The organism is Streptomyces sp. NPDC031225 (assembly GCF_055570355.1).
In genome coordinates this window covers 454068-475710 of sequence record NZ_JBVIHJ010000001.1, presented here as the reverse complement: position 1 = coordinate 475710, position 21643 = coordinate 454068, and the positions used below count along the sequence as shown (strand labels likewise).

The 21643-nt window shown below is 71.6% G+C and carries 20 protein-coding genes and 1 tRNA gene; 8 read left to right on the top strand and 13 right to left on the bottom strand.

The annotated features are described in order from the left end of the window. Window positions 1-61: 61 nt before the first annotated feature. Complete coding sequence (locus ACZ48Z_RS02195; protein ID WP_468733869.1) at window positions 62-643, top strand: hypothetical protein; 582 nt, start codon at window positions 62-64, stop codon at window positions 641-643. Window positions 644-715: 72 nt separating this feature from the next. Here ACZ48Z_RS02195 and ACZ48Z_RS02190 read toward each other — a convergent pair whose 3' ends face one another. The 7 genes from ACZ48Z_RS02190 to ACZ48Z_RS02160 form a co-directional block, all read right to left on the bottom strand. Continuing rightward, window positions 716-1930, bottom strand: coding sequence for an acyl-CoA dehydrogenase family protein (locus ACZ48Z_RS02190; RefSeq protein ID WP_468733868.1), 1215 nt, complete (start codon window positions 1928-1930; stop codon window positions 716-718). Between the two features lie 5 nt (window positions 1931-1935). Beyond that, the gene (locus tag ACZ48Z_RS02185) at window positions 1936-2970 is read right to left on the bottom strand and encodes a phosphotransferase family protein (RefSeq protein WP_468733867.1); all 1035 of its coding nucleotides are present in this window, start codon (window positions 2968-2970) and stop codon (window positions 1936-1938) included. A 155-nt stretch (window positions 2971-3125) separates the two neighbouring features. Continuing rightward, window positions 3126-3422 carry a hypothetical protein gene (locus ACZ48Z_RS02180; protein ID WP_468733866.1) on the bottom strand — a complete coding sequence of 99 codons (297 nt, stop codon included), beginning with the start codon at window positions 3420-3422 and terminating at the stop codon, window positions 3126-3128. A gap of 573 nt (window positions 3423-3995) precedes the next feature. After that, window positions 3996-4328 (bottom strand): DUF202 domain-containing protein, encoded by a 333-nt coding sequence (locus ACZ48Z_RS02175; RefSeq protein WP_468733865.1) that lies wholly within the window; start codon window positions 4326-4328, stop codon window positions 3996-3998. Continuing rightward, window positions 4316-4708: a YidH family protein gene (locus ACZ48Z_RS02170; RefSeq protein WP_468733864.1), complete on the bottom strand. Its 393-nt coding sequence runs from the start codon at window positions 4706-4708 to the stop codon at window positions 4316-4318. The genes ACZ48Z_RS02175 and ACZ48Z_RS02170 overlap by 13 nt, the downstream gene beginning before the upstream one ends. Window positions 4709-4799: 91 nt before the next feature. Further along, window positions 4800-5315 carry an NUDIX domain-containing protein gene (locus ACZ48Z_RS02165; RefSeq protein ID WP_468733863.1) on the bottom strand — a complete coding sequence of 172 codons (516 nt, stop codon included), beginning with the start codon at window positions 5313-5315 and terminating at the stop codon, window positions 4800-4802. Window positions 5316-5341: 26 nt separating this feature from the next. After that, on the bottom strand, window positions 5342-6235 hold the full coding sequence (locus ACZ48Z_RS02160) for a DMT family transporter (protein ID WP_468733862.1): 894 nt from the start codon (window positions 6233-6235) through the stop codon (window positions 5342-5344). 428 nt (window positions 6236-6663) lie between these two features. Between ACZ48Z_RS02160 and ACZ48Z_RS02155 the strand changes: the two genes are divergently transcribed. The 4 genes from ACZ48Z_RS02155 to ACZ48Z_RS02140 all read left to right on the top strand — a co-directional run bounded on the left by ACZ48Z_RS02155 (window position 6664) and on the right by ACZ48Z_RS02140 (window position 10629). Next, complete coding sequence (locus ACZ48Z_RS02155) at window positions 6664-7614, top strand: hypothetical protein (RefSeq protein ID WP_468733861.1); 951 nt, start codon at window positions 6664-6666, stop codon at window positions 7612-7614. Between the two features lie 29 nt (window positions 7615-7643). After that, window positions 7644-9185: an APC family permease gene (locus ACZ48Z_RS02150; protein ID WP_468733860.1), complete on the top strand. Its 1542-nt coding sequence runs from the start codon at window positions 7644-7646 to the stop codon at window positions 9183-9185. 111 nt (window positions 9186-9296) lie between these two features. After that, window positions 9297-10025 (top strand): molybdopterin-dependent oxidoreductase, encoded by a 729-nt coding sequence (locus tag ACZ48Z_RS02145; protein ID WP_468733859.1) that lies wholly within the window; start codon window positions 9297-9299, stop codon window positions 10023-10025. After that, the gene (locus tag ACZ48Z_RS02140) at window positions 10009-10629 is read left to right on the top strand and encodes a cytochrome b/b6 domain-containing protein (RefSeq protein WP_468733858.1); all 621 of its coding nucleotides are present in this window, start codon (window positions 10009-10011) and stop codon (window positions 10627-10629) included. The genes ACZ48Z_RS02145 and ACZ48Z_RS02140 overlap by 17 nt, the downstream gene beginning before the upstream one ends. Before the next feature lie 37 nt (window positions 10630-10666). Here the strand turns inward: ACZ48Z_RS02140 and ACZ48Z_RS02135 are convergent, their stop codons facing one another. Together ACZ48Z_RS02135 and ACZ48Z_RS02130 are read right to left on the bottom strand one after the other, a co-directional pair. Then, window positions 10667-12064: a GntP family permease gene (locus tag ACZ48Z_RS02135; RefSeq protein ID WP_468733857.1), complete on the bottom strand. Its 1398-nt coding sequence runs from the start codon at window positions 12062-12064 to the stop codon at window positions 10667-10669. Between the two features lie 43 nt (window positions 12065-12107). After that, a complete protein-coding gene (locus tag ACZ48Z_RS02130; RefSeq protein ID WP_468733856.1) occupies window positions 12108-12614 on the bottom strand; it encodes a gluconokinase in 507 nt (168 codons plus the stop codon). 137 nt (window positions 12615-12751) lie between these two features. On the opposite strand from ACZ48Z_RS02130, the gene ACZ48Z_RS02125 reads away from it, so the two are divergent. After that, window positions 12752-13453: a FadR/GntR family transcriptional regulator gene (locus tag ACZ48Z_RS02125; protein WP_468733855.1), complete on the top strand. Its 702-nt coding sequence runs from the start codon at window positions 12752-12754 to the stop codon at window positions 13451-13453. Window position 13454: 1 nt separating this feature from the next. Here ACZ48Z_RS02125 and ACZ48Z_RS02120 read toward each other — a convergent pair whose 3' ends face one another. The 4 genes from ACZ48Z_RS02120 to ACZ48Z_RS02105 all read right to left on the bottom strand — a co-directional run bounded on the left by ACZ48Z_RS02120 (window position 13455) and on the right by ACZ48Z_RS02105 (window position 19619). Further along, on the bottom strand, window positions 13455-13856 hold the full coding sequence (locus ACZ48Z_RS02120) for a YchJ family protein (RefSeq protein WP_468733854.1): 402 nt from the start codon (window positions 13854-13856) through the stop codon (window positions 13455-13457). Between the two features lie 41 nt (window positions 13857-13897). Beyond that, window positions 13898-15268 (bottom strand): M1 family metallopeptidase, encoded by a 1371-nt coding sequence (locus tag ACZ48Z_RS02115; protein WP_468733853.1) that lies wholly within the window; start codon window positions 15266-15268, stop codon window positions 13898-13900. 77 nt (window positions 15269-15345) lie between these two features. Continuing rightward, window positions 15346-19209: a Pls/PosA family non-ribosomal peptide synthetase gene (locus tag ACZ48Z_RS02110; protein ID WP_468733852.1), complete on the bottom strand. Its 3864-nt coding sequence runs from the start codon at window positions 19207-19209 to the stop codon at window positions 15346-15348. A gap of 322 nt (window positions 19210-19531) precedes the next feature. Next, window positions 19532-19619, bottom strand: a tRNA-Leu gene (locus ACZ48Z_RS02105). Window positions 19620-19818: 199 nt separating this feature from the next. Between ACZ48Z_RS02105 and ACZ48Z_RS02100 the strand changes: the two genes are divergently transcribed. Both ACZ48Z_RS02100 and chpH read left to right on the top strand, forming a co-directional pair. After that, a complete protein-coding gene (locus ACZ48Z_RS02100) occupies window positions 19819-21144 on the top strand; it encodes a M20/M25/M40 family metallo-hydrolase (protein ID WP_468733851.1) in 1326 nt (441 codons plus the stop codon). A 136-nt stretch (window positions 21145-21280) separates the two neighbouring features. Next, complete coding sequence (chpH, locus tag ACZ48Z_RS02095; protein ID WP_389098503.1) at window positions 21281-21514, top strand: chaplin ChpH; 234 nt, start codon at window positions 21281-21283, stop codon at window positions 21512-21514. Window positions 21515-21643: the final 129 nt, after the last annotated feature.

The following is a 21643-nucleotide window of genomic DNA, read 5'->3' as shown; positions in this document are numbered from 1 at the left end:
CCGGCCGCTGAGGGCGCGATGCTCGTGGCAGGAAAGCAGGACCTACGGGGGAGAACGAACCATGCGGACACTGAACCGACGCCTGACCGGCGTCGTACTGGGCTCCCTGCTCGCGCTGGGAACCACCGCCGCGATACCGGCCGCGGCGCAGACCTCGGCGGCGCCGACGAAGGCCAGGGCGGCCGCTTGCGGCATCGCGGTGAACGAGGCCCACATCAACGGGCGTTGGAACGCGCTCGGCGGGGCCGGCGGCTGGCTGGGCTGCCCGAGGAGCTACACCAGGGACGTCTACCTGAACGGCGTCTACGCCGGCAAGCGGCAGTACTTCGACTACGGCAACGTCACCTGGTCGCCGCGGCAGGGCCGGAACATGGTCGTGGCCGCGTGGGAGGACGGCGGCTACGCCTACTTCAACTGGAACACGACGTCGCCGTACAGCTACGACAGGTTCCTGATCCGCTACACCAGCGCCGCCGACCCGAACGGTACGCAGCGCGAGGTGGGCGGCGGGACGTCCGGCCGGGTGCGGGTGCTGCAACGCACCACGGGCGCCTACACGTTCCGGGTCGAGGGCTGCGACGTGGGCGTCTTCGGGCACACGTGCCGCCAGGGCTGGACGCTGAGCGCGTCGACGCCCAGCTGACCGTCAGCTCGGGGGAATCGGGGCGGGAGGGGCGGGTGCGCCTCTCCCGCCCTTGCCGTGCCGCGGGCCGGGTTACAGGTACTTCTTCAACTCCCGCCGCGCCAGCGACCGTTGGTGGACCTCGTCCGGACCGTCCGCGATCATCAGGGTGCGCGCGCCCGCGTACAGCTCGGCCAGCGGGAAGTCCTGGCTGACACCGCCCGCGCCGTGCAGCTGGATCGCCCGGTCGATGATGTCGACCACCGCGCGCGGCGTGGCGATCTTGATGGACTGGATCTCCGTGTGGGCGCCCCTGTTGCCGACCGTGTCCATCAGCCAGGCCGTCTTCAGCACGAGCAGCCGCAGCTGCTCCACGGTCACGCGCGCGTCGGCGATCCAGTTGTGCACCACGCCCTGCTGGGCCAGCGACTTGCCGAAGGCCGACCGGGAGACCGCCCGCCGGCACATCAGCTCGATGGCCCGCTCGGCCATGCCGATGAGCCGCATGCAGTGGTGGATCCGGCCCGGTCCGAGACGGGCCTGGGCGATGGCGAAGCCGCCGCCCTCCTCGCCGATCAGGTTGGCGGCCGGTACGCGCGCCTGGTCGAAGACCACCTCGGCGTGGCCGCCGTGGGAGTGGTCCTCGTAGCCGAAGACCTGCATCGCGCGCTGCACGGTGACACCCGGGGTGTCGCGCGGGACCAGGATCATGGACTGCTGGCGGCGGATGTCCTCGCCGTCCGGGTCTGTCTTCCCCATCACGATGAAGATCTTGCAGTCCGGGTTCATCGCCCCGGAGATGTACCACTTGCGGCCCGTGACGACGTACTCGTCGCCGTCGCGCTCGATGTGGGTGGTGATGTTGGTGGCGTCGGACGACGCGACCTCCGGCTCCGTCATCGCGAACGCGGAGCGGATCTCACCGGCCAGCAGCGGCTCCAGCCACTGCTTCTTCTGCTGCTCGTCGGCGAACTGGGTCAGCACCTCCATGTTGCCGGTGTCGGGCGCCGCGCAGTTCAGCGCGGTGGGCGCGAGCTGGGGGGAGCGGCCGGTGATCTCGGCGAGCGGGGCGTACTGCAGGTTGGTCAGCCCGGCGCCGTACTCGGCGTCGGGCAGGAACAGGTTCCACAGGCCCTGGCGGCGGGCCTCGGCCTTCAGCTCCTCCACCACGGCCGGGGTGTCCCACGGCGAGGCCAGCCGGGCGCGCTGCTCCTCCGCGACCGCCTCGGCGGGGTAGACGTACTCGTCCATGAAGGCGAGCAGCTTGGTGCGCAGCTCCTCGGTGCGCGCGTCGAACGCGAAGTCCATGCGGATCAGCCTTCCTGGATGCCGTCGTGAAGCGTGGTCAGACCGTGCTGGATGAAGACCGGGACCAGGTCGCCGATGCGGTCGAAGCCGCCGCCGACGGTCTGGCCCAGGGTGTAGCGGTAGTGGATGCCCTCAAGGATCACGGCGAGCTTGAACCACGCGAACGCCGTGTACCAGGACACCGCCGTCACGTCCCGCCCGGAGCGCTCGGCGTACCGCGCGATCAGTTCGGCCGGATCCGGGTGCCCCGCGGCCTCGGCGGTCGTGGAGACCGGGGAGGCGGCCGTGCCCAGCGGCACGCTGTACATCACCAGCAGGCCGAGGTCGGTGAGCGGGTCGCCGAGGGTCGACATCTCCCAGTCGAGGATCGCCCTGATCCGGTCGTCGTCGCCCAGCAGGACGTTGTCGAGCCGGTAGTCGCCGTGCACGACCGTGGCCGCCGGGGACTCGGGCAGATGGCGGCCGAGCGCCGCGTGCAGCTCGTCGATGCCGGCCAGGTCGCGGTTGCGGGAGGCGTCCAGCTGCTTGCCCCAGCGGCGCAGCTGACGGTCCAGGAAGCCCTCGGGGCGGCCGAAGTCCGCGAGACCCACCTCGGCGGGATCCACCGCGTGCAGCTCGACGAGGGTGTCGACGAGGGACAGCACGGCGTCGCGGGTGCGCTGCGGGCCGAGCGGGGCGAGCTGGTCGGCGGTGCGGTAGGGGGTACCGTCGACGAACTCCATGACGTAGAAGGGCGACCCGATCACCTCGTCGTCCTCGCACAGCAGGACCGGGTTCGGCACCGGCACGTCCGTGGGGTGCAGGGCGCTGATGACCCGGTGCTCGCGCTTCATGTCGTGCGCGGTGGCCAGGACGTGGCCCAGCGGGGGCCGGCGTACGACCCACTTCGACGTGCCGTCCGACACCGCGTACGTGAGGTTCGACCGTCCGCCCTCGATCAGCCGGCCGGTCAGGGGACCGTGCACCAGGCCGGGCCGCTCGCGGTCGAGCAGGCCGCGCAGCCGGTCGAGATCGAGGCCTGGCGGATGATCGGGGCTCATCGGTGCTCCTTACGCGCGCGTGAACGGGTACGAACATCATGCCGACTGGTCGGTATGCCGTCCAGGGGGGACGGTGAACGTGATCCGGCACACGATAGGCCGACAGCTCCCCGCCGGTTGCGGCGGGGAGCTGTCGGCGGCGCTTCTCGGTCAGGTCAGTGGTCGTCCCAGTGGCCCTCGTGGGCGGCGTGCCGGTGGCCGTCGTGCAGGTAGTCGACGTGGTCGCCGTGCAGGACGCTCTCGTGTCCGCAGTCCTGGCCGTGCCGGTGCTCGTGGGCGTCGTGCTCGACGTGCTCACCGGGCTCGCACTCGTCCCAGTGGTTCTCGTGCTCGCGGTGCAGATGCCCGTCGTGCGCGTAGTCGACGTGGTCCTCGTGCGGCACCTGGGTGTGACCGCAGTCCTGACCGTGGGCGTGCGCGTGGGAGGCGTGTTCGTGGTGGAGGGTGGTCATGCGGCTCACCTTCGGCTTCGAAGCGACGGGCGATGTCGACGGCCAGGCTGCCACGGACAAGGTGCATATCGGCAGATTCGGCACACGTGGCGCGGCCCCCGGGGTCCCCCACCCGGCGATGCCACGGCGGCGAGCGGGAGCGCACTCCGCGGGGGTGGGGCGTGCGCTGATCGCGGCTCGTGGGAGGGGTGGCGACGGGGCTGCGGACCTGTGTGGGAGCGAGGCGCAGGGCGGCCCGCTTGCCGCGAGGGTCTCCGGACGGTGCCCGTCGCTTCGCGTGCCGGCCGGGGTTGGTGCCGGTACTTGTCCGCTGACCGGCCGGGGCCGGTGCCCCAGACGACCAGGACGCCACCCGGCGGGACCGGCGCCCACCAGCACCGCCCCCCCACCGGGCCGGGCGCTCGCTCAGAGCATTAGTGCCGCCACCCTCCGGGCCGGGCGCTCGCTCAGAGCATCAGTGCCGCCACCCTCCGGGCCGGGCGCTCGCTCAGAGCACCAGCGCCGCCCCACCCTCCGGGCCGGGCGCTCGCTCAGAGCACCAGCGCCGCCCCACCCTCCGGGCCGGGCGCTCGCTCAGAGCACCAGCGCCGCCCCGCACGCTGCCAGCGCCACCGTGCACAGGGCCGCTGCCGTGGCGTGTCCCGGGGTGAGGCGGGACGGTCTGTCGGTCGAGGCCAGGGTGCGGATGCGGTGGTGGGCGAGGTAGAGCAGGCCCAGCCAGAGCACGCAGCACAGGGCGCAGGCGACGAGGTTCGCGGGGGACGAGCCGCCGTGCAGGGCGCTCTTCACGCCGAGTACGGCACACGCGGTGCCCGACAGGGTCGTACGGCGCCAGGCGAGCCGGGTGCGTTCGGGCTGCAGACCCGGGTCGCGCTCCGGGGAAACGCTCCCGCTCACCCCTCCCACCCGACGAGCACGACGATCACCATGGCCACGGCGACGACCGCGACCACCAGGCTCAGCAGCGCCGGGAACCGTGACGCCGGCAGGTCCTCGCCCCGCCGCATGGCCCGTTCGCAGCGCACCCAGTGATTGACCGCCCGCAGCGAGCACAGCACCCCCGCCGCGAGCAGCACGAGCGCAAGCCCGATCCGCCAGCCCCAGCGCAGATCGGGCAGGAACTGGTCCACGGCGAAACCGCCGCCGATCAGGGCGAGCGCGGTCCGCAGCCAGGCCAGAAAGGTACGTTCATTGGCCAGCGAGAACCGGTAGTCGGGGGTACGCCCCTCCTGCCGGATCTCGTCGGGGGCGAACCAGACGCGGACGTTCCGTGCGAAATCGATCACGCGCACGAGCCTATCGGGGGCGGCCGGCGGAGGTGTCGTCGGTGGTGTCGCTCAACGGCCGGGCAACCTGACCGATCCCGGCCGAGCCCGGTCACCCCGTCGCCCGGTACCCCTTCAGCCGCTCATACGCCGCCAGCCCGTCCGGCACCCACTCCCACTCCGTCAGCCGCGCCTCCACCTCGTCCTCCGTCAGGAAGTCGTGCCAGGCGACCTCCTCCACCTGGGGGCTCACGGGGAGCTCGCAGCGGACCTGGTAGACGGCCGACCACCAGGTCCGGCCGGCCCCGTCGTCGTAGAGGAACTTGAAGAGGTACTCCGGGCGCGGAAGGCCGCTCACGCCCAGTTCCTCCTCGGCCTCGCGCAGGGCCGCCTCGTCGTAGGACTCGCCCGCACCGACCACTCCGCCGACGAACATGTCGTAGAGGGACGGGAAGACCAGCTTGGTGGGCGTGCGGCGGTGGACGAAGAGGCGGCCCTCGGCGTCCCTGGCCTCGATGAAGACGCAGCGGTGGCGCAGCCCCTCGGCGTAGGCCTTCCCGCGCGGGGACCGGGCGACGACGACGTCGTTCTCGTCGACGATGTCGAGGATCTCGTCAGCAGCGCTCATGGCCCCCATCCAAGCAGGGGCGCGCGTCAGCTCGGCTGGAGGTTCCGCGCAGGTTCCGACCGGGCGGCTCCACAGGGCATCGCGGGGTGCATCCCCAGCAGCACGATGCCCGCGACGACGGCCGCGAGCCCCAGCGCCTCCCAGGTCAGGGCGCCGGTGTCGGTGCGCAGCCGGTCGCCCAGGAAGCCCACCCCGCAGACGATCCCGGCGAGCGGCTGGGCGGCGGTCAGCGCGGGCAGCGACATCCGCAGCGGCGCGGTCTCGAACGCGCTCTGCACCAGGACGAGCCCGGTGACGCCGAGGGCCAGCACGGCGTACGGCTGCCAGCCGGTCACCAGTTCGGCGAGGCCGCCCCCGGAGAAGCGCTGGCCGCTGACCCGGGTGAGGGCGTCCTGGACGCCGTACAGCAGACCGGCCGCCAGGGCCAGCAGGACCGGGCCGGAGCTGAGGCGGGAGCGCTTGGCGTAGGTGGTGAGCAGCAGGGCGAGGCCGATCATCGCGCCGATGATCAGCCAGTGCCGGAGGGGATCGGTGACCGCCGTGCCGCCGCGCGGTTCGCCCGCCACGATGAACGCGCTCACCCCGCCCGCGAGCAGCGCGAGGCCCGCCCAGCCCTGACGGCCCAGCGGCTGCTTGGTCTGCTTGCGGGAGAGTGCGAGGGCGAAGAGGAGGTTGGTGGCCAGCAGGGGTTCGACCAGGGAGACCTCGCCCCGGCTCAGCGCGATCGCGCCCAGCACCATGCCGGCCACCATCAGCCCGATGCCGCCCAGCCAGCGCGGCACCTTCACGAGGTCGAGGAGCAGCCGGGGGGAGAGGAAGTCGCTCAGCGGGGCCTGACGGGCCGCGTTCTGCTGGAGCACGAAGCCGAAGCCAAGGCAACAGGCAGCACTCACGGCGAGAGTCAGAACCAGAACCGACACGCTGGGTACCTCGATCGTCCTGCCGGGCGGCGGGTGTGGTCGCCGACTGTAGCGTCCCAGTACCCGGCTTGCTCCTGGGAGTACCCGCATTCCGGCCGTCGACGCGGTCGCCGCGCCCTCAGGGTGGGCGGGGGGTTCTCGTCATGGTGCGGGGTGCGGGAGGCAGGCGCCATGGCGTACGCCACAGATGTGGGGGCTTGACCCGTTCCCACCAGCATCGGACTGTCACAACTTCCCCTCAGGTGTGGAGAGTTGACGCGTGTAACGTGCAGTCGACCCTTGACGCAAACCATGGGTGGGGGGTTGGCTGTCCGTGATCAGTTGATGGCGGTGCGAATCAGCCCGCCGACCTGCCCGCATCGGTTGTCGGCTTGCCCGCACCGTGCCGGGCATCCCCCTGCGCACCACCCACCACGAAAGCCCACACGGTGTCCCCGCCCCCGCCCCCCTTCGGCCGCAGTCGAAAACGCGCCGCCCAGGCCTTCGACGCGGCCCTCGACGACGCCGAACTCATCGACGCGCGCGCCGCGTTGGCGCAAGGCAGATGGCAGGCGGTCCGGACACTGCTCGCCCGGACGGGAGACGAGTGGGACCGGCGCGGCCACCGGGTCACGGTCCTCGCCGCGGAGTCCTACAGCGACGCCTGGGCCCGGGACTGGCTGGTCGCCGAGCCGGACTCCGCAGACGCCGCCGTGCTGCTCGCCCTCTCCCTGGTCCAGCGTGTCCGGCGGGGCAAGGGCAAGCCCGCTCCGGCCCGTGAGGCCTGCCGGACCGCGGCCCGGCTCGCGCCCGCCGACCCCACCCCCTGGCTCGGGCTGCTCCTGCTGGAGCGCGACCTCGGGGCGGCGGACGAGGTGGCCGATGTCTTCGGCGAGATCCGGCAGCGGCACGCCGACCACCACCACGCCCACCATCTGATGGTCGCCCGGCTCGCCGAGCGCCGGGCCGCGGCCGGCCCCGATCCGCTGCACGAGGTCTACGACTTCGCGAACTGGGCCGCCGAGCAGGCCCCCGCCGACTCCCCGCTCGCCATCCTGCCGGTCATCGCGCACACCGAGCGCTACCGGGCCCTGGCCGCCGCCGGGCACGAGCCGGGCGACCCCGTCGCCTCCGGGCACTGGACCGGACGCCGGGCCAGGCAGGTGATGAAGTCCGCCTTCGACTGGTGGCTGGAATGGGAGCACGAGGGCCACCCCCGCCGCCTGGTCGACCTCAACTTCCTCGCCCACGCGAAGGTCTGCGAGGGGCGCGGCGCCGAGGCGGCCGCCCTCTTCCACCGCATCGGCGAACGCCCCACCCCGGCCCCCTGGTCCTATCCGGACCGGGAGCCCTACTCCGCCTTCCGTACCGCCCGCGACCATGCGCTCGGCACGGTGTGAACCCCCTAACCCCCAGAAGGACGGTCCTTATGACCACCGAGAGTTCCCGTACGAGCAGACCGCCCGCCGACGGCATCAGTACGTTCAAGGGGCAGGAACGCGCCCTGCGCGCCGGCCGCCTGGGCACCGGGGGCCTGCTGCTCTCCGTCCTCGCCGCGACCGCTCCCCTCATGGTCGTTGCGGGTGTCATGCCCACAACATTCGCGGTGATGGGGATCGTCGGCCAACCCCTGCTCTACGTCGTGCTCGGCGTGGTCCTCGTCCTGTTCAGCGTCGGCTACGCCGAGATGAGCCGGCACGTCCACAACGCCGGCGCCTTCTACGCCTACATCTCCCGCGGCCTCGGCGCCACGGCCGGAGCCGGCGCGGCCCTCGTCGCGCTGGTCGCCTACAACGCCCTCCAGGTCGGCATCTACGGCATCTTCGGTTTCGAGGTCTCCGGCCTGTTCAGCACCTACGCCCACCTGTCGGTGGCCTGGTGGATACCCGCTCTGGTGGCCGCCCTGGTCGTGGGGGCGCTGGGCTGGCTGAAGATCGACGTCAACGCGCGCGTGCTCGGCGTCCTGCTGATCATCGAGGTCGCCCTGGTCGTCATCTTCGACATCGCCGCCGTCGCCGACCCGGCGGCCCAGGGCCTGTCGCTGCACGCCTTCAACCCGGACACCCTCAGCGGCACCGGCGTCGGCACCGCCCTGTGCTTCTGCATCGCGGCCTTCCTCGGCTTCGAGCAGGCCCCCGTGTACGCCGAGGAGACCAGCCGCCCGCACATCCTGGTGCCGCGTGTGATGTTCCTCGCGGTCAGCGGCGTCGCCGTGTTCTTCGCGCTCAGCAGCTGGGCCCTCACCGTCGCCACCGGTCCCTCGGCGATCGTCGCCGAGTCGCAGAAGCAGAGCGCCGGACTCCTCTTCGGCCTCACCGAGTCCCGCCTCGGCGGCACATTCACCGACGTCCTGCACGTCCTGTTCGTGACCGGCATGTTCGCCGCCATGCTCAGCTTCCACAACGTCGTCGCCCGCTACGCCTTCGCCATGGGCCGCGAGGGACTGCTGCCCGCCGCCTTCGGCCGCACCAACAGCGCGAGCGGCGCGCCCGGCACCGGGTCGCTGCTCCAGACCGCCGTGTCCGTGGTGGTCGTGGTCGTGTTCGCGATCGCCGACGACAAGCCCACCGGCGACCCGACCGTGCCGGTCCTGCAGCTGTTCACCTGGTTCGGCAACATCGGCTCCCTCGGGGTGATCCTGCTGATGGCGGCCGCCTCCGCCTCCGTGGTCGCCTTCTTCGTCCGCCGGGGTGCCGCGGGCGCCCAGGCCTGGCGACTGGCCACCTCCGTCCTCGCCGGGGTCGCCCTGCTGGTCATCGCCGTCTACACGGTCAAGGACTTCGACGTCCTGGTCGGCGCCGGTCCGGACTCCTCCCTGAGCTGGCTGCTGCCCGGCATCATCGGGATCGCCCTGGTGGTGGGCCTCGCGCAGGGCCTGCTGCTGAAGGCCCGCAAGCCCGAGGCGCACGCGCGGATCGGGCTCGGCAACGAGGCGTTCCAGCTGGACAAGGCCGCGGAAGAGGCGTTGTAGCTCCCCGGGATCCGGACGTCCGCTGAGAACCGGATGAGAAGTGGTTACGGAAGTCTGACGGGCACCCGCGATTCCTGGTCCCCCGGGGGTCGCGGGTGTTCGAATGGATACGTGAACACCGGACAATCCGAGGAGCAGCGCGGCAAGCCGGTCGGCCGCCGTGTCCTCCTCGGCACCCTCGGCCTGGGCGCGCTCGGCGTGGTAGCCGCCCCCACCCTGCAACGCGGCCTGGAGGCGTTCCTCGGCAGCGCGGCCGACAAGGACCCCACCGGCCTGACGGGCCTGCTCCCCAACGGGGGCGGCTTCCGCTACTACTCGGTGACATCGTCCGTACCGCACAAGGACGCCGGGAACTACCAGCTCAAGATCGACGGCCTGGTCTCCCGCCCGCGCACGTACACCCTCGCCGACCTGCGGGCGATGCCCCAGACCCGGCTCGTCAAGGACGTCCAGTGCGTGACGGGCTGGCGGGTCCCGGACACGCCGTTCGAAGGCGTACGGCTGTCCCGGCTGCTGGACGCCGCCGGGGTGACGGCGAAGGCGGGCGCCGTCCGCTTCAGCTGCTTCGACGGGGCGTACACCGAGAGCCTCACCCTGGACCAGGCCCGCCGCTCGGACATCCTGGTGGCCCTGCGCATGCAGGACAAGGACATCGGCCACTCCCACGGCGGCCCGGTCCGCCTCTACGTGGCCCCCATGTACTTCTACAAGTCGGCCAAGTGGCTGTCCGGCATCACCGTCACCGAGGACGTGGAGCCGGGCTACTGGGAGGACCGGGGCTACGACGTCGACGCCTGGGTCGGCAAGTCGAACGGGCGGGACGATGAACCTACGAGTTGACGCGCCGCCCGGGACCCGGGTCCGCCGCTTCGGCCGCAGCCAGAAGTGGGTCCACCGCACGACCGCCGCACTGATGGGCGTGTGTGTGGTGACGGCGGCCTTCCTGTACATCCCGCAGTTCGCCGAACTCGTCGGCCGCCGCGAGCTCGTGGTCCGCGTCCACGAGTGGGCGGGTCTGGCCCTGCCGGTACCGGTCCTCGTGGGCCTGGTCTCCCGCGCCTTCCGCGCCGATCTGGGCTTCCTGAACCGCTTCGGCCCGCACGACCGCGTCTGGCTGCGCGCCGCCCTGCGCCGCGACAAACGCCGGGCGGCGCGGCCCGCGGGCAAGTTCAACGCGGGCCAGAAGGTCTACGCGGCCTGGATCTCCGGGGCGAGTCTCGTCATGCTCGGCACCGGCCTGCTGATGTGGTTCACCCACCTCACCCCGATCCAGTGGCGCACCAGCGCGACCTTCGTCCACGACTGGCTCGCCCTCACCGTCGGCATCGTCCTCGCGGGCCACATCGGCATGGCACTCGGCGACCCGGAGGCACGCAGGGGGCTGCGGACCGGGTCGGTGGACAGGGACTGGGCGGAACGCGAACACCCCCTGTGGCGGCCGTGACCGGCGCCGGCAGGGGGTGCCGTCGTTGCCGTAGCGGCTAGATGATCAGCGAGAGCAGCAGGACCAGGCCGCCCGCGACCACCGAGATGATCGTCTCCATGACCGACCAGGTCTTGATGGTCTGACCGACGTCCAGGCCGAAGTACTCCTTGACCAGCCAGAACCCGGCGTCGTTGACATGGCTGAAGAAGAGCGAGCCGGCGCCGATGGCCAGGACGAGCAGGGCCGTGTGGGCCGTCGACATGTTCGCGGCCAGCGGGGCGACCAGACCGGCCGCGGAGACCGTGGCCACCGTCGCCGAGCCCGTCGCCAGCCGGATCACCACCGCGATCAGCCAGGCCAGCAGCAGGGCCGGGATGGACCAGTCCTCGGAGATGTCCAGGACCATCCGGCCCACACCGGAGTCGATCAGGGTCTGCTTGAAGCCGCCGCCCGCGCCGACGATGAGCAGGATGCCGGCGATGGGCGCGAGACCCTTCTCGACGAGCGGGGTGAGACGGTCCTTGCCGAACCCGGCGGGGCGGAGCAGCGTGAAGATGCCCACGAGAACCGAGGCCAGCAGGGCGATCAGCGGGGACCCGACGACGTCGAAGACGCGCTGCACGGTGTTGTCGGGGTCGTCGATCACGATGTCGACCAGCGCCTTGGAGAGCATCAGGACGACCGGGAGCAGGATCGTGGCGAGGGTGGCGCCGAAGCCCGGACGCTTCTCCAGTTCCTCGGAGGCGCGCTGCGGGACCATCCGGTCGGGAGCCGGGACGTCCACCCAGCGGGCCGCGACCTTCGAGAACAGCGGCCCGGCGACGATCACCGTCGGGATGGCGACGAGCACGCCGAGCGCGAGCGTCACTCCGAGGTTGGCCTGCACCGCGTCGATCGCGACCAGGGGGCCGGGGTGCGGCGGGACCAGGCCGTGCATCACGGACAGACCGGCGAGGGCCGGGATGCCGATGCGCATCAGGGAGTAGTTGCCGCGCTTGGCGACCATCAGCACGACCGGGATCAGCAGCACGACGCCGACCTCGAAGAAGAGGGGGAGTCCGATGACGGAGGCGATCAGGACCATCGCCCACGGCATGGAACGGCCGCCCGCCTTCGCGAGGATCGTGTCGACGATCTGGTCCGCGCCGCCGGAGTCGGCGAGCATCTTGCCGAGGATCGCGCCGAGGGCGATCAGCACGCCGACACCGGCGACCGTGGTCCCGAGGCCGGTGGTGAAGCTGGTGATGGCCTTGTCGAGCGGCGCTCCTGCGACCGCGCCGAGCACGAGCGTGCCCAGGGTCAGCGCCAGGAACGCGTGGAGCTTGAACTTGGTGATGAGCAGAACGATGACGGCGATGCCCGCCAGTACGGCGATGCCCAGCTGCGCGTGACCGGCCGAGGTGATCGGCTCGGGTGCGTCCGCTGCCAGCATCTCGACGCTGAGTCTGGTCACGGGGGTTCCCTTGCAGGTACGGGGGTTTCTTCGGAAAGGGGTGTTACGGGAGTTCGGCGAGCGCCTCGGCGGCCCGCCCGGTGATCTCCTCCGGACTGCCGGACACACCCACCACGACCCCGGCCTCGTCCTCCTGGAGGGGCTGAAGCGTGGCGAACTGCGAGTCCAGCAGCGCGGTGGGCATGAAGTGCCCCTGCCGGTGCGACATCCGGTCCTCGATGAGGGCGCGGTCGCCCGCCAGGTGCACGAAGACGACCCCGGGTGCCTCGGCCCGCAGCCGGTCGCGGTACGACCGCTTCAGCGCCGAGCAGCTGACCACCCCGCCGAGCCCCGCCCGTCCGTGCGCCCAGGAGCCGATGGCGTCCAGCCACGGCCACCGGTCCTCGTCGGTGAGCGGGGTGCCGGCCGACATCCTGGCGATGTTGGCCGGCGGGTGGAAGTCGTCGCCCTCGGCGTAGGGAACGCCGAGCCGGGCCGCGAGCAGGGGACCGATGGTGGTCTTCCCGGTGCCCGCGACTCCCATGACCACGACGACAGGTGGGGTACTCATCGCTGCCTCACTGTCTGGTTTCGTCTTCGACAAGGTGTGCCGACGCAACTGAAACCGATTAGGTACGACGAATTCAAGAGTCAGTGGCAAATAAGTCTGACTTTTTGGCGGTGTGACGTGCCCCGTACGCTGAGTGCATGACCACATCGGGCCGGGGGCTGCACGGGCGGGTACTGGAGACCCTCGGCCCCGCGATCACCGCGGGCGAGTACCCGCCGGGCAGCGTTCTGCGCACCGACGAACTGGCCCAGCGTTTCGAGGTCTCACGTTCGGTGATGCGCGAGGCGGTCCGGGTCCTGGAGTCCATGCACCTGGTCGAGTCCCGCCGCCGCGTGGGCGTGACCGTGCGCCCCAAGGCCGAGTGGAACGTCTACGACCCCCAGGTCATCCGCTGGCGGCTGGCCGGCGCCGACCGCCCGGCGCAACTGCGCTCCCTGACCGTGCTCCGCTCGGCGATCGAGCCGGTGGCGGCGGGCCTGGCGGCGAAGAACGCTACGGCCGAGCAGTGCGCCGAGCTCACCAGGTGCACCCTCGGCATGGTCGCCAACTCCAAGGGCCACCGCCTCGAGGGCTACCTCTTCCACGACATCGCCTTCCACCGCGTGGTCCTCAACGCCTCCGGCAACGAGATGTTCGCGCACCTCGGCGACCTCGTGGCCGAGGTCCTCACCGGCCGCACCCAACACGAGATCATGTTCGAGGACCCCGACCCGGCCGCCGTCACCCTCCATGTCCGGCTCGCCGAGGCGATCCGCGCGGGCGACGCCGGCCACGCGGAGGAGCTGACCCGCGAGATCGCGGCGGGCGCCCTCCACGAGCTGGACATCCTGGCGCCGTAGCTCAGTCGAGGAACTCCCCGTCGACGTAGACCCACGCCCCGTCGACCCGTTCGAACCGGCTGCGCTCGTGCAGCGAACCGCCCTGGAACGAGGCCCGGAAGGTCACCGTCCCCACGGAGTGGAAGGCCGATCCGTCACTCGTTCCGATGATCTCCAGGCCGGTCCAGCGCATACCGGGGTCGAAGTCGACTCCCGGCGGCCGGGTCCGCGGATGCCAGGTACGGAGCAGATACGCCTCGTCCCGCTTCACGAAAGCGCAGTACCGCGAACGCATCAGCGACTCGGCGGTCGGCGCCGCGGCCGCATCCCGGAGGAAGCGGCCGCAGCAGCTGTCGTAGGCCTCGGCAAGACCGCAGGGGCAGGACGTGGCGCGGGGCCGGGGCTTCGGGGTACGTCGGGACATGACCACCATTGTGCTGGCGCGGGAGCCCTGCTCCCGACCGCCTACGCCGACTCGGCGTTGGTGGGCGGATGCGCGGGACGCGCCGGGAACATCGTGGGCAGCGGCGGCAGCGCGGCGCCGTACACCCACGCGTCGAACAGCCCGGTCAGCGGCTCGTCCGCGTACCGGCTGACATGGGCCGTGAACGTCGAGGTGGTCACGGCCCCGCCCCGGTGCAGTCCCGCCCAGCCGCGCAGCATCCGGAAGAACGCCTCGTCGCCCATCGCACAGCGCACCGCGTGCACCGCGAGCCCGCCGCGCTCGTAGAGCCGGTCGTCGAACATCGACTTGCGGCCCGGGTCGGCCAGCCGCAGGTCCTGGGGGAGCGAGGACACCAAACGGTGCGCGACGACGGCCAGTTGCTGGGCCGTACGGCCCCCCGAGCGCTCCGACCACAGCCACTCGGCGTACTTGGCGAACCCCTCGTTCAGCCAGATGTGCCGCCAGTCCGCGATGGACACGCTGTTGCCGAACCACTGGTGCGCCAGCTCGTGCGCCACCAGCCGCTCCCAACCCCGCGCCCCGTCCACGTGGTTGGAGCCGAACAGCGACAACCCCTGGGCCTCCACGGGCACATCGAGCTCCTCCTCCGTGACGACGACCGCGTACTCGTCGAACGGATACGGCCCGAACAGCTCCTGGAACAGCTCCATCATCTGCGGCTGCCGCGCGAAGTCCCGGGAGAACTCCGGCAGCAGATGCGCCGGGATGTGCCCGTGCTGAGGCACCCCGCCAGGGCCCGGATCGCCGAGCAGCACCGTCTGGTACTTGCCGATCGACAGCCCGACGAGATAGCTGGACGTGGGCGCGGCCTGCTCGTACACCCAGGTCGTCGTGGACGCCTTGGTCGTACGGGTCAGCAGCCTGCCGCCCGCCACGACCGCGTACGCGGACGGCGTGGTGATCGAGATCTGGTACGACGCCTTGTCGGCGGGCCGGTCGTTGCACGGGTACCAGGACGGCGCCCCGATCGGCTGGCTCGCCACCAGCGCCCCGTCCTCCAGCTCCTCCCAGCCGAGCCCGCCCCAAGGGCTGTTCACCGGCTTGGGGTTGCCCGACCAGTGCACCTCGACCGTGAACGCGGCTCCGGGCCGCACCGGCTTCGCGGGCCGGATCCGCAGCTTCCCGCCGCGGTGCGTGTAGTGCGCCTGCCGGCCGTCCACCCGCACCCGGCCGATCTTGAAGTCGGACAGGTTGAGCATGAACTCGGCCAGCGGCGAACGCCCCGCTATGGCGTTGATCCTGCCGCTCCCGGCCAGCCGGTTGGGGCCCGGTCGGTAGTCCAGCGCGAGCTCGTACCGGTGCACCCGGTACCGGGCGTCACCGTGGTCCGGGAAGTACGGGTCCGAACCCGCCGGTTGCTGAACTGCCACTGCCGCTTCTGCTCCCTGCGCTGCGTTGCCACTCGGATGCGCCGTCACACCGCTCACCGGATCCGGGTGGCCCGCTTTCAGGGACGCCATGCCTCGATCGGGTTGCCCAGCCAACGGGTGTCGTCCGGGACGGACTCCGCGGCCATGACGAGCGACGCGGGACCCAGTGTGGTGCGGGCCCCGATCGTGCTGCCGGGCAGCACGATCCCGCCAGGGCCCAGCGTGGCACCCTCACGGAGGACCACAGTATCCGTCCGCAAGATCCGGTCGTGGAAGAGGTGGGTCTGGAGCACACAGCCGCGGTTCACGGTCGCCGCGTCCTCCAGGGTCACCAGATCGGTCTCCGGCAGCCAGTAGCTCTCCACCCAGACGCCCTTGCCGATCCGCGCGCCGAGCCCCCTGAGCCACGCCGTCATCACCGGCGTGCCCGGCACGGAACCCGCCAGCCACGGCACCGCGAGCACCTCGACGAAGGTGTCCGCGAGCTCGTTGCGCCACACGAAGCCGCTCCACAGCGGGTGCTCCCCGCTGCGGTGCCGCCCCACGAGCAGCCACTTCGCGGCCATCGACACCAGACCGGCCAGGGCACCGGCCGCCAGCAGCACCACCCCGGCCAGCAGCCAGGCCCACGGCCCCAGCACACACAGCGCGGCCACCGTCAGCACGGCGACACCCGCCGAGCAGAACACCGGCACGATCCGGCACAGCTCCACGAGGCCGCGCGCCCACAGCAGCCCCGCCGACGGCTCGTACGTCCGGCTCTGGTCGCTGTCGGCCGAGTTGCGGGGCAGCTTCACCGGCGGCAGCCCCAGATACGACGTGCCCTTCTTCGCCTTCTTCGGCGTCGCCGACAGCACCCCGACGAGCCCGCCCTCCGGCACGCTCCGCCCCGGCGCGGTCATCCCCGAGTTCCCGAGGAACGCCCGCCGCCCGATCTCCGCACGCCCTATCCGCACCCAGCCGCCACCCAGCTCGAACGGCGCGGTCAGCGTGTCGTCGGCCAGGAACGCGCCCTCGCCGACCGTCGTCAGGCTCGGCAGCGCGAGCACGGTCGACACCTCGGCGCCCCGCCCGATCCGCATCCCGAGCAGCCGCAGCCACACCGGCGTGGCCAGCCCGGCGTACAGCGGGAACAGCGTCTCGCGCGAGAGGTCCATCAGCTGCGTCACGGTCCACGCCTGCCACCCGATGCGGCTGTGCGTCGGATACGTCCCCTCGCGCAGCCCCACGCTCAGCAGCCGGACGCCGGCCAGGAGCAGCAGCGCGTACGCGAGACCGAAGGCCAGCGTCGCCGGGACGAGGGCGAGGAAGGCGCCCGTCAGGGGAGAGCTCCCGGCCAGGAACGGACGGGCCACCAGGAAGGCCGCGCCGCCCGCCAGCACCGGCAGCAGCGTCAGAGCGAGACCGGTGACGCCGTACATCACCCGCCAGTACGTGCCCCGCACCGGCCGTTCCTTCGGCCAGTTGCGCTTGGCCTTGCCGAGCTTGACCGCGGGCGCGCCCGCCCAGCGCTGCCCGGTCGGGATCTGGCCGGTGACCGCCGAACCCGGCGCCACCTCGGCCCGCTTGCCGACCCGGGCGCCCGGGAACAGCATGCTGCGCGTGCCGACGACGGCGTGCGCGCCGACCCTGACCGCGCCGATCTCCAGCCGGTCGCCGTCCAGCCACCAGCCGGACAGGTCCACCTCGGACTCCACGGCGGCACCCCGGCCCAGCCTGAGCATGCCCGTCACCGGCGGCAGCGAGTGCAGGTCCACGTCCGGACCGATCTTGGCGCCCAGCGCCCGCGCGTACCGCTCCAGCCAGGAGCCGGTCAGCGAGGTAGCCCCGGTGAACTCGGCCAGCCGCTCGGCCGTCCAGAGCCGCAGATGGACGCTGCCGCCACGGGGGTGACGCCCCGGCTGGACACCGCGCAGCAGCAGCCGCGCCCCGCCCGCGGCGATCGCGAGCCGTCCGGGCGGACTGAAGAGCAGCAGCGCCCCGGCCCCGACAAGCCACCAGGAGGTGCCGGGCAGCCACGAGTACGGCAGGACGTTCCCGAGCGCGGCAAGCGGCACCAGCCAGCGCAGTCCCATCAGGGTGAACAGCGGGAGCAGCACGAGGAGCTGGATCACCTGGGCGCTGCGGGGCACGGGTGTGATCACCCGCGTCGACCCGTCGTCCTGGGCGGACTCCTCCAGGTGCCGGGCCAGCTTCCGCAGGGTGGGCTGCTGGTAGATGTCGAGGACGGCCGCGCTCGGGTAGCGGGTGCGCAGCCGGGTGGTCAGCTGGGCGGCGGCCAGGCTGCCGCCGCCGACCGCGAAGAAGTCGTCACGGGCACTGGTCACCGGGATGCCGAGGACTTCCGCCCACTGCTCGGCGAGCCAGGCCTCGGTGCCGTACAGCTCCTCGGCGGGGCCGCTGGTTCCGAGCCCTTCCAGGGGCCAGGGCAGCGCGCCCCGGTCCACCTTGCCGGAGGTCCTGGTCGGCAGGTCCTCGACGGGGGCGAGCAACGGCACGAGCGCGGCGGGCAGTTCGGCGCGCAGCTTCTCGACGGCGGCCGCGTGGTCCCAGCCCTCCTGCGTGACGACGTAACCGACGAGGAGCTGGTTGCCGCTGCGGGCGGTGCGCACGGCGGCGGCCGCTCCCGCGACCCCAGGCAGCGCCTGCAGCGCGGCGTCGACCTCACCGAGCTCGATCCGCCGGCCACCGAGCTTGATCTGCTCGTCGGCCCGCCCCAGGAAGACCAGCCCCTCGGGCTCCGCCGTCACCAGGTCACCGCTGCGGTACGCCCGCTCCCAGCCCAGCGACTTGAGCGGCGCGTACTTCTCCGCGTCCTTCTCGGCGTCCAGGTACCGGGCAAGACCGACCCCGCCGATCACCAGCTGCCCGCTCGCGCCCATCGGCACGGGGTCCCCGGCCTCGTCGACGACGGCCAGCTCCCAGCCGTCCAGCGGCAGCCCGATCCGGATCGGCTCCTCGCCGTTCATCAGCGAGGCACAGGCCACGACGGTCGCCTCGGTGGGCCCGTAGGTGTTCCACACCTCGCGCCCCTCCGTCACCAGCCGCTGCACCAGCTCGGGCGGGCACGCCTCACCGCCGAAGATCAGCAGCCGTACGTCGTTGAGGGTCTCGGGCTCCCACAGCGAGGCGAGCGTCGGCACCGTCGACACGACGGTGATCTCCTGCTCGACCAACCAGGGCCCGAGGTCGGCGCCGCTCCTGACCTGCGACCGCGGCACCGGCACCAGACAGGCCCCGTACCGCCACGCCAGCCACATCTCCTCGCAGGACGCGTCGAAGGCGACCGACAGCCCCGCCATGACCCTGTCACCGGGACCGATGGGGTCGTCGGTGAGGAACAGCGCGGCCTCGGCGTCCACGAACGCGGCGGCGCTGCGGTGCGAGACGGCCACGCCCTTCGGCTTGCCGGTGGAGCCCGAGGTGAAGATGATCCACGCGTCGTGCTCGGTGCCGGGCCGGGCGGCGGGGACCTCGGCGCGCCCGTTGAGGGTCAGTGCGTGCCCGGCGCCGACCACGGCCCGGACCTCCGCCTCCCCGAACACCAGCTCGGCCCGCTCGTCGGGGTCCTCGGCGTCCACGGGGACGTACGCGGCGCCCGCGGCCAGCACGGCGAGGATCGCGACGTAGAGGTCGTTGGTGCCGGACGGCACCCGGACGCCCACCCGGTCGCCGAGCCCCACTCCGGCCTCGGCCAGTCGCAGCCGCAGCCGCTCCACCTCCGCGGCCAGGGCGCGGTAGCTGAGCCGGGCCGTCCCGTCGTCGAGGGCGAGCTCGTCGGGGTACGACCGGACGGACGCGTCGAAGACGTCGACGAGGGTGCGGGGGGAGGCGGCGGGGGCCCCGGAGAAACGGGCGGTGTCGCCGAACTGTTCGCGGATCTCTGCGCTGAACTCGTCCTTGAGCAGGCCGAGAGCGTTGCTCTCGTGTGTGGCTGCCATCGGTCCTCGCGTCTCGATCCCGGAGGCCTCCGGGGCGCTGGCGGGCCGCAGGTCTGCCTGGGGTTGTCCGGCTCCAGCTCGTAACAAGCCGGAAATTTTAGTACGACGCTAGGCTCATGCCCCCGAAACGGCCACTCGGGAAGGCCGTCCGGCGCCGTGAGCGCACCCGCCGCACTTCTCTGACCTGGTGATCTTCACACCCAGCGAGAGATGTCCCACATACGGCGAGCGAAGGGGAACCGACGCCTCCATGAACACTTCCGGGCCGAGCCCGCCGTGACACGACGAATCCCCCGGCCGCTGAGCGGCCGGGGGATTCGGCTGGTGTCCGAGGGGGGACTTGAACCCCCACGCCCGATAAAGGGCACTAGCACCTCAAGCTAGCGCGTCTGCCATTCCGCCACCCGGACAAGGTGTCTGCCGCACGGGGTTTCACCCGCAGCGACGAAGGAAACATTACCAGGCTTTCGAGGGCGTCCGATCACCCCCTGTTCCCGCCCCGGGGCTCGCGTGAACGGCGTGTGACGGGCCGGGCCCGGTCTTGGGGCGGACCGGGTGGCGGGGAGAGGATGAGGGGAACCACCAGCAGTGACAGCGGGAGGAAACACCGTGAGCGAGACCGACACTGGCAGGAGCGTCGCCGGCGAGGACGAGGTCGTGGACCTGTGCCGCGAGCTGATCCGGTTCGACACCAGCAACTACGGCGACCACTCCGGCCCGGGCGAGCGCAAGGCGGCCGAGTGGGTCGCGGGGAAGCTCGCCGAGGTGGGTCTCGACCCGCAGATCTACGAGTCGCACCCCGGCCGCGCCTCCACGGTCGCCCGGATCGCGGGTGAGGACCCGTCCCGGCCCGCGCTGCTGATCCACGGCCACCTCGACGTCGTACCGGCCAACGCGCAGGACTGGACGCACCACCCGTTCTCCGGGGAGGTCGCCGACGGGTGCGTGTGGGGCCGGGGCGCCGTCGACATGAAGGACATGGACGCGATGACCCTGGCGGTCGTCCGTGACCGGCTGCGCAGCGGACGCCGGCCGCCCCGGGACATCGTCCTCGCGTTCCTCGCCGACGAGGAGGCGGGCGGCACCTTCGGCGCCCGGCACCTCGTCGACAACCACCCCGACCTCTTCGAGGGCGTCACCGAGGCGATCAGCGAGGTGGGCGGCTTCTCCTTCACGGTCAACGAGCAGCGCAGGCTCTACCTGATCCAGACGGCCGAGAAGGGCATGCACTGGATGAAGCTGACGGTGGCCGGCACCGCCGGGCACGGATCGATGATCCACCGGGACAACGCCATCACCGAACTGTCGGAGGCCGTCGCGCGGCTCGGCCGGCACAAGTTCCCCGTGCGGGTCACCAAGACCACCCGGGCCTTCCTCGACGAGCTCGGTGACGCGCTCGGCACCGAGCTGGACCCGGAGGACATGGAGGGCACGCTCGCCCGGCTCGGCGGCATCGCCAAGCTCATCGGCGCGACCCTCAGCAACACGGCCAACCCCACCCAGCTCGGCGCCGGCTACAAGGTCAACGTCATCCCGGGCGAGGCCACCGCGCACGTCGACGGACGCTTCCTGCCCGGCTTCGAGGAGGAGTTCCTCGCCGACCTCGACAAGATCCTCGGACCCAAGGTCCGCCGCGAGGACGTGCACTCCGACAAGGCCGTCGAGACCACCTTCGACGGCGCGCTCGTGGACGCCATGCAGACCGCGCTGGTCGCCGAGGACCCGGCAGCCAAGGCCATCCCGTACATGCTCTCCGGCGGCACCGACGCCAAGTCCTTCGACGAGCTCGGCATCCGCGGCTTCGGCTTCGCACCGCTCAAGCTGCCCCCGGAGCTGGACTTCGCCGGCATGTTCCACGGTGTCGACGAGCGGGTGCCGGTGGACGGACTGAAGTTCGGCGTGCGCGTTCTCGACCGTTTCATCGACGCGTCATGACCTCCGTAATCGGCAACCTGTACGGAACTGACTGAGAAGAGTGAATGCGCTCATAAGCTCGTAGCTCCATTACTCCCTCCTCGTTACAGGTGATGCGATCCGCTGCTTGGGATCGCATTGCCAACAAGGAGGAATAATGATCAAGAAGGTCGTCGCCGCTGCGGCTGCCACTGGTGGCCTGGTTCTCGCGGGTGCGGGCCTTGCCGTCGCCGACGCCGGTGCCCAGGGTGCCGCCATCGGTTCCCCGGGCGTGCTGTCCGGCAACGTCGTGCAGGTGCCTGTTCACGTCCCGGTGAACGTCTGCGGCAACACGGTCTCCGTGATCGGTCTGCTGAACCCCGCCTTCGGCAACACCTGCATCAACAAGTGACGTTGTGCCTCGCCCCTAGTTAACAGGGTTGAGTCTGTCGGCCCCGGAGCGCGCGCCATGCGCTCCGGGGCCGACAGGGCCTTTTTGAAGAGAAGAAACAGCCAAACGGAGAACTTGTAAAAAAAACAG

Bases quoted from the DNA above. Each gene is read 5' to 3' on its own strand.
- ACZ48Z_RS02195 (WP_468733869.1), top strand. From the start codon at position 62: ATGCGGACACTGAACCGACGCCTGACCGGCGTCGTACTGGGCTCCCTG.
- ACZ48Z_RS02190 (WP_468733868.1), bottom strand. From the start codon at position 1,930: ATGGACTTCGCGTTCGACGCGCGCACCGAGGAGCTGCGCACCAAGCTG.
- ACZ48Z_RS02185 (WP_468733867.1), bottom strand. From the start codon at position 2,970: ATGAGCCCCGATCATCCGCCAGGCCTCGATCTCGACCGGCTGCGCGGC.
- ACZ48Z_RS02180 (WP_468733866.1), bottom strand. From the start codon at position 3,422: ATGACCACCCTCCACCACGAACACGCCTCCCACGCGCACGCCCACGGT.
- ACZ48Z_RS02165 (WP_468733863.1), bottom strand. From the start codon at position 5,315: ATGAGCGCTGCTGACGAGATCCTCGACATCGTCGACGAGAACGACGTC.
- ACZ48Z_RS02150 (WP_468733860.1), top strand. From the start codon at position 7,644: ATGACCACCGAGAGTTCCCGTACGAGCAGACCGCCCGCCGACGGCATC.
- ACZ48Z_RS02140 (WP_468733858.1), top strand. From the start codon at position 10,009: ATGAACCTACGAGTTGACGCGCCGCCCGGGACCCGGGTCCGCCGCTTC.
- ACZ48Z_RS02130 (WP_468733856.1), bottom strand. From the start codon at position 12,614: ATGAGTACCCCACCTGTCGTCGTGGTCATGGGAGTCGCGGGCACCGGG.
- ACZ48Z_RS02125 (WP_468733855.1), top strand. From the start codon at position 12,752: ATGACCACATCGGGCCGGGGGCTGCACGGGCGGGTACTGGAGACCCTC.
- ACZ48Z_RS02120 (WP_468733854.1), bottom strand. From the start codon at position 13,856: ATGTCCCGACGTACCCCGAAGCCCCGGCCCCGCGCCACGTCCTGCCCC.
- ACZ48Z_RS02110 (WP_468733852.1), bottom strand. From the start codon at position 19,209: ATGGCAGCCACACACGAGAGCAACGCTCTCGGCCTGCTCAAGGACGAG.
- chpH (WP_389098503.1), top strand. From the start codon at position 21,281: ATGATCAAGAAGGTCGTCGCCGCTGCGGCTGCCACTGGTGGCCTGGTT.